Here is a 13,550-nt window from a genome sequence, read left to right on the forward strand (position 1 = left end):
TTATTAGCCCCTACCAATCGGGCTTTTACGGGCAGCAGGGCTCCCACCTAACTTCTTTGCCCCAGCCGAATTTGGAGGTGGAAGTTTTACTGCCTGGCGAATAGCGGGATAAACTGAAAACTTGTGTTTTTGCATTTCCTTTGGTATATATGAATATTGTTCATAAAAAGATCGGAAAGGAAGACATCAAGTTGAAGACAGAGAAATTTTTTACCAATCCGATTGGCGTGTTTATTGCTGCAATAGTAGCAACCTTTTTATGGGGAAGCGCATTTCCCTTTATTAAATTAAGCTATGTTGAACTTGGAATTCAGCCACAAGAAGTCGGAGAACAAATATTATTTGCGGGTTATCGCTTTTTCTTATCTGGTGCAATGCTCTTATTATTTTTTAAAGCGTTAGGAAAAGATATGCAATTCAAAAAAGGAACAGGGAAGCAGTTAGTTCAAATTGGTTTGTTCCAAACTTTTCTTCAATATATATGTTTTTATATTGGAATGAGTTACAGTTCAGGAATTGAAGGAGCGATTATTTCAGGAACATCATCATTCTTTCAAATTTTATTCGCGCACTTTTTATATAAAGATGATGCTCTCAATATGAGAAAAATAATTGGAGTATCTATCGGTTTTTGTGGTGTGATTTTGGTGAATGTACCGAGTGATGGAAGCTTATCATTCCACTTTGGAATAGGTAGCTTATTACTTCTTGGGGCAGCAATGATGTATTCGTATGGAAATATACTAGCAAAAGAAGGAAGTAAAACATTAGATGTTGGGTACATGACAGCATACCAAATGATTTTTGGATCAATTGGATTACTATGTATAGGTGCATTTCAAGTTGGAGTAATACCATTTACATTTAGCCTACATGCAATACTTATGCTTATATATTTATCGTTCTTATCGGCAGCGGGATTTTGTATATGGAATACAATTATGAAGTATAACAAAGTAGGAAAAGTTTCGATGTATATGTTCTTTATACCAGTGTTTGGTGTTTTACTATCCAGTCTAATTTTAGGGGAAGCAATTCATTCCTTTGTACTATTTGGTTTAGCATGTGTTGCAGCGGGAATTATTGTAGTAAATCGCGCTCCGGCTAAACAGAAAATTGAGCAAGAAAAACAGGTAGCATAGAGAACAGAAAAACGATTAAAATGGAAGAACAGCAATGTTCTTCTTTTTTTACATAGAAAAAGGAAAACGTGCCATATGTAACGAAAAAAAGATAGAAAAAGCATTTATTGAGGAGAACATATTATGAATGTACTTTACATTGTGTTAGTCGGACAAATTATTCTTTTTTTAACGGGAGCAATTTATGCGATAGGACAGACGAAAAAAACGAGAAATAATATGCCGTTGCCGTTAGCGGTTCGTCTTATTCTGAGTTTTTCTTTAACTGGTAGTGCAATTTGGATATGGTTACAAGATCCGTCGGTAGAATATAGTACATGGGTTGCACTTGGTATGACTTTATCAACTATAGGAGATTTATTTATGGCAGGATTGATTCCAATTGGTCATCGATTAATTGGAGGAATGGTTACTTTCGCTCTTGCACATTGTTTCTATGTGAAAGCATTTTTACAAACAGGTATTTCATGGAATGGTTTTTGGATTGGTTTACTCGTATACGGACTCTTTCTAATTATAGGATGGTTCTTTTTTATCCGGAATGAAAAACAGGATAAATTGTTTACGATAGGGGCTCTAATTTACGGCTTGTGGGTCGGAGGAATGGCTTGTTTTGCATTCGCCTTATATTACGAGAATACAGGAATATGGTGGGTGCCAGCACTTGGTGGTTTATTGTTCGTGATTTCTGATTTTATTATCGGTGTTACAGATATCGGGGGGCGCAAACTGAAGTATGAACCACTTTGGATTTGGTTTACATATGTCGCAGCGCAGATGTGTATTGTATATGTAGGATTATAAAAAGATACTCTCAAAAATAGTAGATAGGCTATTTTGAGAGTATCTTTTTTTATTGCTATGCTACTATATTTGTTTGTTTTATTTATGCAGCGTATTATATTTAGTAAGCAGGAATTCCATAGAGAAATGCCTATCTAGTAATATATAAGAATAGTAAATGTATGAGGATTATTATTTTTATATTTGTAATATTACAATTTTATAATTCAGAATTTTGTGGAAATTAATCAGTCGGAGTATTTATAATAAAAATAAAAAGATGATGAGATGGTGGAATGATGCAAAAGAAAAAACGTTTGCGTGAGTTCTTTGAAATAATTGCAATAGCATGTTTATTAGTGTTTTTGGCAAAAATCTTTTTGTTTTTTCCTACGACTGTAAAAGGAGCATCGATGAGGCCGACGTTACAAGATGGAGATAAAGTAATCATTAATAAACTTGCCAAGAGATTTGAAAGTTATGAGAGAGAGGATATTATTGTCGTGAAGACAGATAATTTCTACGTGAAGAGAGTTATTGGATTGCCAGGAGATGTAATTGAAATGAAGAATGATCAATTATATGTTAATCATCAAGTGAAAAACGAAGAGTATTTAAATAATAATAAAAAACAGGCAGAAAAATTACTTATCAATTTAACAGAAGACTTTGGACCGATTACAATTCCTAAAAATAAAATTTTTGTGATGGGAGATAATCGTTTAGTTAGTAGGGATAGTAGGAACGGCTTAGGACTCATTGATAGAACAGAAGTATTAGGAAAGCTCATGGCGATATATTACCCATTTGAACATGTGAAAATTGTAAATTAAAAATAAGAAAAACCAAGCGAATTAGTTGCTTGGTTTTTCTTATTTAAACAGTTGGTGTTGTATTTATCCCGCATTAACGGGCAGTAAAACTCCCACCTCAAAATTCAGGTGGAGCAAAGAAGCTAGGTGGGAGATCAACTGCCCGTAAACGCCCGATTGGTGAAGGCTAATAATCAGTGGGGATGAACAAAAACCCCCACTGATTAAAGTTTCACTTTATTGTTTCTTGTGAAGCGATAGTTTCAATATTTAACATGAATTTTTTTTGTAATAATTGCAATTTAAATAGTGTTAAAGGATCATGATAAGTTTCTGGGTTGGTTCTTAGCTTTGTTAATGTTTGCTCATCTTCTTGTATTTCAAGTTGAGCCGCTTCTACAGTTTGTTTCAATATGCTAAGAGGTTCTTTAAAGAACATCATGATATCACGTTCTAGCGCACCTTCAAACACTTCAAATTGAAGGAAGAATTGTTTGGAAATCATCTGAGCAACTTCTGTATAATCTTCTGTTTCAATATATTGTTTATATTTATTTGATAGCATAGACTGGTTTTTTTGCATATTACCGAATAATTTCCCTGCACTTTTCAAGAAAAATTGTGTTGGTGTAAAGCGTAATAAAATATTGATGTTAGCCACTGTAATTCTGTTCGTCATTCTTGCAACATCTCTATCCCAGTCATCTAGTAATTTGAAATCGCACGGAAGTTTAATACGCTCTTCCTCATAGAGTTTATTAAAAGTATCGCCCATTTCATCTAAATAAGCCTGAGCTTGGATGAATTCATTATGAGCAGTTTCAATCCATTCTTGAATAGACCCAGTAAACTTAGGAAGAAGCACTTGCTGTACATGCTTTTGAATTCTTTCATTCATTGCTACATTTAGTTCTTCATGGACTAATTTGAAATCACTATCTTCTTGAACAAGATCAGAGCAACTCTGCAACAATTCAGGGATTTGAGAATGTATATCCTGCGTAATCTCTTCTTTTGTTAAAAGATAAGATTCTGTAATAGAACGAATTTTATCTTTTTGGATAGCAGTAAGATTATTAATAAAACCATCAAGTTTTACTAAAATATGCTTATTCCAGCGGACTGATTTCACTAACGTATTTTCTAATTCCACACGTTCATTTAAAAGGAATGCAATTGTTTTTTGGATAAACCATAATAATTTTTCAATGCGTTCTTTTTCCACGTTACGCTGAGTAAGGTTAGAAAGAATAGAGTCAGTTACATTACCTAGCTGTTCACTACTCTCTTGGGAAGGAGAGTAAGGGAAAAATTGTGCTTCTGGGAAATGTACGAGTATTTTCTTCTTAATGTTGTTCGTGATGTTTTCACTAGTATTTGCATCAATTGTTTGTAAGATGAATTGAATCTGTAAATTTGGTACTTGCTCACGAATATATAGTAATGTATCGAGCTCGTCATTATGTAATGGTGAAGCTGAATTTAGTACATAGATGAGACTATCTGCTGCCTGTAAGTATTCGAAATGAGAGCTGTTTTTGTCAAGTTGTCCATGCATAGTAGGTGTGACAAGGAATGAAAACTTATTTTTTCGTAAAAATCTACTTGGTAATTTAACTTCAATACATTTGTTTTCTAGTTCTAACTGAGAAGGTACCGCTAGTATGTTATGAAGCTCGTCAAAGTTTGGTATATTTCGTATATCTAGCTCTGTAAGCTCAGTTATTGCAGTTTGACTATCATCTTTAAATGTAATTGCAGTTGTTATAGTCTCATTTAATATATTTTCGCCTAGTATAGAGTTAATAAAGGCTGATTTATCATAATCGCTAGCTCCTGCTACTAGAAGTTGTGCAACGTTTAAATCGTATAACTCACGAACAAGTAGTGTGAATTGATGACCTAAATCTACATCATTCTTCTCAGCCCATACAGCAATCGTTTCAAATAATGCTGATACGTCTGCCATATCAACATTTGAATGAGCTGATGTATTTGAAAGTAAGGCACCTGCGCTTTTTACAAGTAATGATTCTAGAGTTGTCGGTGAAACTTCATTCCATGCTAATACTGCTGCGGAGACAAGTAAAGAATCTTCCGTTTTCGTTAAACTAAACCAATTTGTTAATAAATCTGGTACAAGTCCTTGTAATTCGTGCATGAAATGTTGTCCAGTAATCAATTCGAAGTAAGTCTCTTGATAGCGAGTAGAAATTTCATTCCAATCGTCATTAGCATCTACTTCAATATGTAAGAATAAGTGATTTATTGTTTGAATCCAAGGTAGATGGAATGATTCATTTTCATAGCTGTTCCAAAGTGAAATAACAAGCTCTTTAAATTGAACTTGATCGATAGCATATAAGGCTTTTAAAGATTCATAGAAATACTCAGGTTTTATTTTGTTAGTAAAGCCTCTGTTTACATAATTGATTAAAGTATCAAACCAGTGTAATGATTTTGTTCGAATTCCTTCTTGAACCGCTAGTTCAATAGCATTATTCCAATCTTCTTGTTTTTCATAGAACGATCGAGCGATTGCAGTAATATTTGGATAGTCCGGTTGAAACGCAACAGCGTCACTAATCGTCTTAAATGCTAGACCTAAACGATTTTGCTCGATATAAAGAGAAAGAAGTTGTAGGGAAACTTCCATCGTAAGAGTTGTATCTTCTGTTTGGATAGATTTATAAATTTCTTCTGCTTTTGGTAAGAAATCTAATTCGAAATAAGCATCTGCAATATTCTTCATGGCCCAGAGAGCAAGTTCATTATTTACTTTCTCCCATTTGAATATAGCGGCTTCAAAGTCTTTAGTTTGAAAATAAACTTCACCTTGTGCGAAGCGAATATTAGATATATTGGAGAATTCATTTTTTGATTCATTTATATATGCTTCACCGAGTACTTCCGTTACCGGGATGGAAGAGTCTTCTGTTAAAAATGTTTTATAGTAAATCTTTTGGATAAATTGTTTTTCAATGGTCATGTTCGTTCCCCCTGTATAATTTAGAAAAATGATGGTGTATGTAAAAGGGTGCATGTTACTCAAATAGGTAGAAGTTGCATTATATAGACCAAACTATGTTTTTGCTAGATATATCATTTTTCCTGAGAGTTAAACCGTTGCAAAAAGTAACTTTCCTTTATTGTAACAAAAAAATAAGCCTATGAATTTTTATTTTTTAATCTGGCTATTTATAGGCAGGAAGACTCCTACTCCAAAAATTAGCGAATGCAAGGAAGTTAAGTGGCAACCCAGCTGCCCGTAAAATCCCGATTGGTACAGGTTAATAATCGGTGGGGAGGGACAAAAAAACTACGGATTCAATCTCTGTTAAAGGAACGGAATAGAAGTAGAGTTCATTATAAAAACAATGTATAGTGAATATGTATACCATGTTTGGCTTGAAGATAGAACGGGCACAATATGGAATAACGATCGTGCATAGGATGTGTCTTCCGAATGGAGCAACATATTGGCGAGTTAATCGCACATTATGGGTATTTTGGAATTATTATAGCTTTAGCTGGCGGGATTGTTGGGTTACCTATACCGGATGAGTTTTTATTGACTTTTATAGGCTATAACATTTCAAAAGGAGTTATGTCAGGAACAGCTGCTTTTTTAAGTGGAATGGCAGGTGCAATGCTTGGAATTACATTAAGTTACATATTAGGATTAAAACTTGGGCTCCCTGTTTTAAAAAAATATGGCCCGAAAATTAGAATTAAGGAACACCATATTGAAAAAACACATATTTTATTTGAAAAATACGGTCCATTTCTTTTAATGATTGGATACTTTATACCAGGAGTACGTCATTTAACAGCATATTTTGCTGGAGTTTCAAATTTAACATTGTGGCGATTTTGTTTGTATGCCTACGGTGGTGCGCTCATTTGGATAAGTGTTTTTATTGGCTTAGGTTGGAAACTGGGAGAGAAGTGGCGCTTTGTTGAATATAGTTTACATCATTATGGAATATGGATTTTATTAGTTTCGGCAATTGTAGCATTGATTGTGTGGATTTATATAAGGAAAAGAAAAAACCGCTAATAATAGCGGTTTTTTAGCTGAAAGCAATAAATAATACACCAGCTGTAATAAATAATACACCAATACCAGTCATAAAGTTTAACTTTTCACCTAATATAATCATCGCGAGAATAATGGAAAATACTACACTTAATTTATCGATAGGTGCTACTTGTGAGACTTTGCCTGTTTTTAATGCAAGAAAATAAAATAGCCATGACGAAGCACCAGCGATTCCACTTAATGTGATAAATAGCAGTGCTTTTTTATTTAGGAGGACATCACCGATATTTTGAAATTTACCTTGTATAATAATAACCCCTACCATAAATAATGCCATAATAATAGAACGAATCGTTGTTGCAACGTTGGCATCGATTCCATCTAAGCCGATTTTTCCAAAAATAGATACGAGGGCAGCAGCAATTGCTGATAATAGTGCGAATAATAGCCATGAGCTCATAGTAAAATTCCTCCAATCTTACATTATTATACATGAAAATCATTCTCATGTATAAAAACGAAATAATCCCCACCTTATATTTTTAATAAGGTGGGGATTATTATACTACTCTGCAATTTCCTCATATAAAAAGTACGTTACATTATAAATATGCTCTACTTCATCATCAGTCATAAATAATAATTCGTCACGTTCAATCCCTTTTTTCTTTTCGATAAACTCAATCATGTTTTTTCGTTCTTCTCTTTTCATCAATTTTATTTCTCCCCTCAATCTGTTTTAATACAGTTTATTTAAGTTACTGCTATTATATAACAGAATCTTTAGAAAGTTCCACCTATTTTATTATTTTTTTTAGAAGAACTTTTCGACAAAACAAGCCCACTTAAAGGGCTTGTTTTCATTTTAAAGTCGTAAAAACTCGGGCTCGGTCGTACCGGCACTATCGATGTAATAAATTGTGTCAGGATTGATTTTAATTAGTACATAATTAGGATCTTCCGCACCGAGTAACCAGCGTTTTAAGCTATTAGTCCAAAATTTGTTTTTTAATGTTTGATCTTCTTCGATGGAAGCCATACCTTCAACTTCAATGTAATCTTCATCTAATTTCTTTCCCTCTCGTCCGAGCAGTACATGTACATTTGGATTTTTTTCGATATCTGCTATTTTTTTTGAATTTCGATCTGTTGCAACGTATAGTACAAAATCTTCATGGAAAAACATCATAAAAGCGCTATGCGGCTTCTCATTACGTACAGTAGATAACACACCTGTTCTTTGTCCTTGAATAATAGTTGCGATTTTTTCTTTTAAGTGCATGGTTTTAACCTCTTTTCATAATTTGTAATTGTTTCGTCTAAACAAAACAATTTAAATATCTTTCATACTGTTTTCTTCAACCCGATTTTTTAAACGTAATTGTGATGAAATCAGACAAGTTAGGAGAAGAATAATATTAATGATGAGGAGAAATACATACGATGGAAGGATGGAAAGCATGTTTAATAAAATATTTCTTATAGTAGCGCTTATAGGTGTACCACTTTCTGTACTCGGAAAAACAATGCATTGGCCTCAAACAATTATGTTTGCTGTATATTGCATTACGATTATCGCATTAGCGGGGTTTATGGGGAGAGCAACAGAAAGTTTAGCAATCGTTTCTGGGCCCCGGATAGGTGGCTTATTGAATGCAACTTTCGGTAATGCTGTTGAACTTATCATTTCAATTTTTGCACTTCAGGCAGGATTAACAGAAGTTGTTTTAGCTTCCTTAACTGGTTCTGTACTTGGAAACTTATTACTGGTAGGAGGGTTATCTTTCTTTATAGGTGGCCTTAAGTATAAAAGGCAAAGCTTCAATGTTTATGATGCAAGGCATAATTCAGCTTTATTAATATTTGCTGTTGTTGTAGCCTTTGTTATTCCAGAGATTTTTTCAATGAAGATGGATGCTGGAAAGACGTATCAATTAAGTATTGGTGTTTCTATTATCATGATTATTATGTACCTTGCTGCATTGTTATTTAAGTTAGTTACGCACCGTGGTGTATATCAACATAAAAGTGATGAAGTAGCGCATGAGGAAGAGCCAGAGTGGTCCAAAGGTAAAGCGTTACTCATTTTAGCGATAGCAACACTTGCAGTTGCTTATGTGTCAGAGGCTCTCGTACATACTTTTGAAACGGTCGCAAAGTCGTTTGGCTGGTCGGAGTTATTTATCGGGGTTATTATCGTTGCAATTGTTGGTAATGCAGCAGAACATGCATCTGCGATTATTATGGCGTATAAAAATAAAGTGAATATCGCAGTAGAAATTGCAGTAGGTTCTACATTACAAATCGCGATGTTTGTTGCTCCTGTATTAGTACTACTATCTATGTTCTTTGCACAAAGGATGCCTTTAGTATTTACAATACCAGAACTTGTGTCCATGATTACAGCCGTTTTCTTAACGATTGCGATTTCAAATGATGGGGATACAAACTGGTTTGAAGGAGGCACTTTATTAGCGGCGTATGTCATTATGGGAATTGGTTTTTATTTATTATGAAAAATAGGCATAACAATTGTGCCCAGAGAAAACAATAAACAAAGTAGTATATATACCTTTATGTAGGAAGGAGCCAGGCAGGTGAAACGAGTATACAGCATATGTCTTTCAACCATGGTCTCGTTTATTTTATTATTTCCTAACAGTAGTTTTGCAAAGACAACGGTAGAAGTAAAAATGCCTTCATCTGTTTTAAATATTTCAAAAGATAATACATTTCCAAATGACGCACAAGATTTGCCGCGTTTACAGCCAAGTAAGTTTGCGCAAGAACTATTGAAAACAGCAAATATCAAAATTGAAAACCCTGATTTAATTCGAATGTTCAATGAAACAACAATTTCGAATGCACCACTTGCAGTAGGATACCGAGCGAAAATTTATTTAGGTCAATGGGCATTAAATTATGAATCAATAGATACATCGATTAACTGGGAATATAAGCAAGTGAATCGAAATGTATATGACAATCGCGGGGGGGATCGCTTATATCCACTTCGCTACAAACAAGAAACCCAAAAGACAATCGAAGGTGATTTAACAGCAGATATGAAAGATGCTGCAGATGTGAAAAAAATGATGCTTTTAAAAGCGCTTGAAAAAGTACAATTGCCACTTTCATTTAAAACGACCATTGGTTATGGTACAGGACATGAGCGTGTATATAATATTAGTCCGAGTCAACTTGGATATTTATACGCTTATACACCAGCGGTAAATGAAAAAGGAAAAGTAACATTTGGCGAAGTCTACCTTGTGTTAAAAGGGAATCAAAAAAGGCTTGTCGTGAAAAATATTACATCTCAAGGAATTGGAGCGGCTATTCCAATTCATGATCATTTGTTTTTTAAATTTATTTCTTCATCGCATTCGCAATAACATGAAAAACGTCAGCTTATAAGCTGACGTTTCTATTTATAATGTAATATTTGCTGTTTTTGATAAGAAATCTTCTGTCGGATAGTAGCTGTTTTTTACAAGAACATTTGGTCCAAGACATTTTACTGCAGGACAGTGACAGCTTAATGATTTTGCTGTTTTTGAAGCGCTCCATTTTTCATACGCTTCTTGTAATGTGTTTGATTGTATGTTTCCTAGAAGTGGAACATCACCAAAGTCCGTCACAATAATATTTCCATCGAAAATATTTACGTTTAAACGAGAACGGCCATCCGGGTCATTACGAACTGTTACATTTTTGCTTTCTTGTAATTTTTTAAATGTAGCGATGTCTCGCTCATCATCACTGCAAGCATAGAAAGGTAATGTTCCGAATAACATCCATACATTTTCATCGCGAATTTCTAGTAAATGCTCAATTGCATCACGAATTTCAGCTTTCGTTAAAATTTCTAAATTGCTCGCGAAGTCACTTGGATACATCGGATGAACCTCATGACGCTTACATCCCATTTCTTCGACAATTTGACGATGAATATGTTCCATATGTGGTAGAGTTCTTTTGTTTAACATTGTTTCTGCTGATACGAGTACACCTGCATTTGATAGAGCTTTACTATTTGTAATCATTCTTTCGAATAATTTTGCGCGTTGTTCATAAGTAGGTTTACGCTCCATCATTGCAAATCCGCCTTCAACGAAGTCATCAATTGTTCCCCAGTTATGTGAAATATGCAATACATCTAAGTAGGGAATAATTTGTTCGTAACGTGCTAAATCTATAGTTAAGTTTGAGTTGATTTGAGTGCGAACGCCTCGTTCATGGGCATATTTTAAGAGTGGTGTTACATAATTGTCGACGGATTTTTTTGAAAGCATAGGTTCTCCGCCTGTAATACTTAAAGAACGTAAATGAGGAATCTCATCTAATCGTTTTAATAAAAGCTCCATCGGAAGCGGATTTGGATCTTTCGGCTGTAATGTGTAACCAACAGCGCAATGCTCGCAACGCATATTGCATAACGTTGTCGTTGTAAACTCAACGTTTGTTAATAGTAGTTTGCCGTACTCTTCAAGGTCCATATACGCTTCCCATGGATCGTAAGAAGGAGTAATCGGCTTCATTATTTGTGATATCGTCATATGAAATACTCCTTTGACTATTGAAATAACAATTTGTCCATTCTCTATAATAGAAGAATATGTGCTTTTTATAAAGTGAAACTTTTTTGTGGAAAAAGAGAGAGGGCTTACATTAGAATGAATTACTGTTACAAAATCGATGAAATTACATGCCCATAGCAATCATTTTTGCGGTATAATAAAAGCAACTCGAATTAAAAGGAGAGTGCCTTCATGGGAAAAGCAATTCAAGATAAAGATACACAATTAGTATATTTAAAAGAGCGTTTAAATATGTTCATTGAAGTAATTGATACAATTGAACCTGAAGAAGTAGAGTTAGAAGATGTAGATCGTCTTCTTGCGATGTTGGATGAATTAGAATTAAAATGTGAGCAATTTAAAAAAGACGAATAATATATTAAAAAGGCTGCCAATACAAAATTGGTAGCCTTTTTCTGTACGGATAATAGAAGGAATATAGAAAAAAAGGTATAATCAAGTTGTGAAAAATTTCATTTATACTTTAATAGCGTGATAAATAAAAAGCTGAAGAGCATAACAATGGAATTTTCATCTCATAACGTTTTGGTAGCGTTCACAATTGAGGGGGAAGTAACAATGGAAAAGCTTCAAGAAAGCATGTATCAACTAGTTGTTGAAACGTCAACGAACTTACCGAAAGATGTTCGTCGTGCGATTCAACAAGCGAAAGAGCGAGAAAACGCAGGAACTCGTTCAGCGATGGCACTTGGCACAATTACGAATAACATTAAAATGGCAGATGATAATATCTCGCCGATTTGCCAAGATACAGGGATGCCAACGTTTAAAATTTATACACCAGTTGGTGTGAATCAATTAAAACTGAAGGAAGCTATCTATAGTGCGCTTGAGCGGGCGACAAGAGATGGTAAACTTCGTCCTAACTCTGTTGATTCTCTTTTTGGGGATAATAGTGGAAATAATTTAGGACCAGGAACACCAGTTATTAAGTTTGAGCAATGGGAAAAAGATTACATTGATGCACGTTTAATTTTAAAGGGCGGTGGATGTGAGAATAAAAATATTCAATATAGCTTACCGTGTGAATTAGAAGGGCTTGGACGTGCAGGTCGTGATTTAGAAGGAATTCGTAAATGCCTTCTTCATGCTGTATATCAAGCGCAAGGCCAAGGATGTAGTGCAGGTGTAATTGGTGTTGGTATCGGGGGAGACCGAACATCAGGTTACGAATTAGCAAAAAATCAATTATTCCGTACATTAGATGATGTTAATCCAGTACCAGAGTTACAAAAACTTGAAGAGTACGTATTAGAAAATGCGAATAAACTTGGCATTGGTACGATGGGATTCGGCGGAGAAACAACTTTACTTGGGTGTAAAATTGGCGTATATAATCGCTTGCCAGCTAGCTTCTATGTATCTGTTGCGTATAATTGCTGGGCATATCGCCGTCTTGGTGTAAAAATCCATCCTGAAACAGGAGAAATTATGGATTGGTTATACCAAGAAGGTGAAGATACACTTCAGCAAGAGGCTACACAAGAACAATCAGAGCAGCGCGAAATCGTATTACAAGCTCCAATTACAGAAGAGCAAATTCGTGAACTTCGTGTTGGGGATGTTGTTACAATTAACGGCATGATGTATACAGGACGTGATGCAATTCATAAACATTTAATGGATAACGATTGTCCAGTAGATTTAAATGGACAAATTATTTATCACTGTGGTCCAGTTGTAGTGAAAGATGAAAATGATAATTGGCAAATTAAAGCGGCAGGTCCAACGACAAGTATCCGTGAAGAGCCATATCAAGGCGATATTATGAAAAAGTTCGGTATTCGTGCTGTAATTGGTAAGGGTGGTATGGGTGCTAAAACATTAGCTGCTTTAGAAGAACACGGTGGTGTGTACTTAAATGCAATTGGTGGTGCAGCACAATATTATGCTGAATGTATTAAAGAAGTGAAAGATGTTGATTTCTTACAATTCGGTATCCCGGAAGCAATGTGGCATTTACGTATCAATGGTTTTAAAGCAGTTGTAACGATGGATTCTCATGGGAAAAGCCTACATGCTGATGTAGATAAAACATCACTTGAAAAATTGGCGAGCTTTAAAGAACCTGTATTTAAGTAAAGAGAAATACACCTCGAATCATTCGAGGTGTATTTTTTTGGTATATATAGAAAAACATGTTCAGCATGAAAGAAAGAGTGAAAACAGA

General features: G+C 34.7%; 13 protein-coding genes. 8 read left to right on the plus strand and 5 right to left on the minus strand.

Features of this window, described 5'->3' with window-relative positions:
• Window positions 1–191: 191 nt before the first annotated feature.
• The 3 genes from BAU23_RS24100 (at window position 192) to lepB (ending at window position 2,758) form a co-directional block, all read left to right on the plus strand.
• A complete protein-coding gene (locus BAU23_RS24100; RefSeq protein WP_071735283.1) occupies window positions 192–1,142 on the plus strand; it encodes a DMT family transporter in 951 nt (316 codons plus the stop codon).
• Window positions 1,143–1,265: 123 nt separating this feature from the next.
• On the plus strand, window positions 1,266–1,946 hold the full coding sequence (locus BAU23_RS24105) for a lysoplasmalogenase (protein WP_001102003.1): 681 nt from the start codon (window positions 1,266–1,268) through the stop codon (window positions 1,944–1,946).
• Window positions 1,947–2,221: 275 nt separating this feature from the next.
• The gene (gene lepB / locus BAU23_RS24110) at window positions 2,222–2,758 is read left to right on the plus strand and encodes a signal peptidase I (protein WP_000983287.1); all 537 of its coding nucleotides are present in this window, start codon (window positions 2,222–2,224) and stop codon (window positions 2,756–2,758) included.
• A 211-nt stretch (window positions 2,759–2,969) separates the two neighbouring features.
• Here lepB and BAU23_RS24115 read toward each other — a convergent pair whose 3' ends face one another.
• Window positions 2,970–5,726: a hypothetical protein gene (locus BAU23_RS24115; RefSeq protein WP_016128281.1), complete on the minus strand. Its 2,757-nt coding sequence runs from the start codon at window positions 5,724–5,726 to the stop codon at window positions 2,970–2,972.
• Window positions 5,727–6,203: 477 nt separating this feature from the next.
• On the opposite strand from BAU23_RS24115, the gene BAU23_RS24120 reads away from it, so the two are divergent.
• Window positions 6,204–6,797 carry a DedA family protein gene (locus BAU23_RS24120; protein ID WP_000434851.1) on the plus strand — a complete coding sequence of 198 codons (594 nt, stop codon included), beginning with the start codon at window positions 6,204–6,206 and terminating at the stop codon, window positions 6,795–6,797.
• 13 nt (window positions 6,798–6,810) lie between these two features.
• Here BAU23_RS24120 and BAU23_RS24125 read toward each other — a convergent pair whose 3' ends face one another.
• The 3 genes from BAU23_RS24125 to BAU23_RS24135 all read right to left on the minus strand — a co-directional run bounded on the left by BAU23_RS24125 (window position 6,811) and on the right by BAU23_RS24135 (window position 8,061).
• Window positions 6,811–7,239 carry an EamA family transporter gene (locus BAU23_RS24125; protein WP_000100300.1) on the minus strand — a complete coding sequence of 143 codons (429 nt, stop codon included), beginning with the start codon at window positions 7,237–7,239 and terminating at the stop codon, window positions 6,811–6,813.
• 105 nt (window positions 7,240–7,344) lie between these two features.
• Window positions 7,345–7,491, minus strand: a complete 147-nt coding sequence (locus BAU23_RS24130; RefSeq protein ID WP_000817786.1) for a BH0509 family protein — start codon at window positions 7,489–7,491, stop codon at window positions 7,345–7,347.
• 153 nt (window positions 7,492–7,644) lie between these two features.
• On the minus strand, window positions 7,645–8,061 hold the full coding sequence (locus tag BAU23_RS24135) for a pyridoxamine 5'-phosphate oxidase family protein (protein ID WP_000550216.1): 417 nt from the start codon (window positions 8,059–8,061) through the stop codon (window positions 7,645–7,647).
• A 178-nt stretch (window positions 8,062–8,239) separates the two neighbouring features.
• On the opposite strand from BAU23_RS24135, the gene cax reads away from it, so the two are divergent.
• Both cax and BAU23_RS24145 read left to right on the plus strand, forming a co-directional pair.
• Window positions 8,240–9,295 carry a calcium/proton exchanger gene (gene cax, locus BAU23_RS24140; RefSeq protein ID WP_002094747.1) on the plus strand — a complete coding sequence of 352 codons (1,056 nt, stop codon included), beginning with the start codon at window positions 8,240–8,242 and terminating at the stop codon, window positions 9,293–9,295.
• Window positions 9,296–9,376: 81 nt separating this feature from the next.
• A complete protein-coding gene (locus tag BAU23_RS24145) occupies window positions 9,377–10,174 on the plus strand; it encodes a YfkD famly protein (protein ID WP_002094746.1) in 798 nt (265 codons plus the stop codon).
• A gap of 36 nt (window positions 10,175–10,210) precedes the next feature.
• On the opposite strand, the gene yfkAB is transcribed toward BAU23_RS24145, so the two are convergent.
• Window positions 10,211–11,338, minus strand: a complete 1,128-nt coding sequence (gene yfkAB, locus BAU23_RS24150; protein ID WP_000156001.1) for a radical SAM/CxCxxxxC motif protein YfkAB — start codon at window positions 11,336–11,338, stop codon at window positions 10,211–10,213.
• 213 nt (window positions 11,339–11,551) lie between these two features.
• Here yfkAB and BAU23_RS24155 point away from each other — a divergent pair, with 213 nt between their 5' ends.
• Together BAU23_RS24155 and fumA are read left to right on the plus strand one after the other, a co-directional pair.
• Complete coding sequence (locus BAU23_RS24155) at window positions 11,552–11,734, plus strand: SE1561 family protein (protein ID WP_000513558.1); 183 nt, start codon at window positions 11,552–11,554, stop codon at window positions 11,732–11,734.
• 204 nt (window positions 11,735–11,938) lie between these two features.
• Complete coding sequence (gene fumA / locus BAU23_RS24160) at window positions 11,939–13,462, plus strand: class I fumarate hydratase (RefSeq protein ID WP_000413543.1); 1,524 nt, start codon at window positions 11,939–11,941, stop codon at window positions 13,460–13,462.
• Window positions 13,463–13,550 lie beyond the last annotated feature (88 nt).

This window comes from Bacillus nitratireducens (genome assembly GCF_001884135.1).
Classification (GTDB): Bacteria; Bacillota; Bacilli; order Bacillales; family Bacillaceae_G; genus Bacillus_A; species Bacillus_A nitratireducens.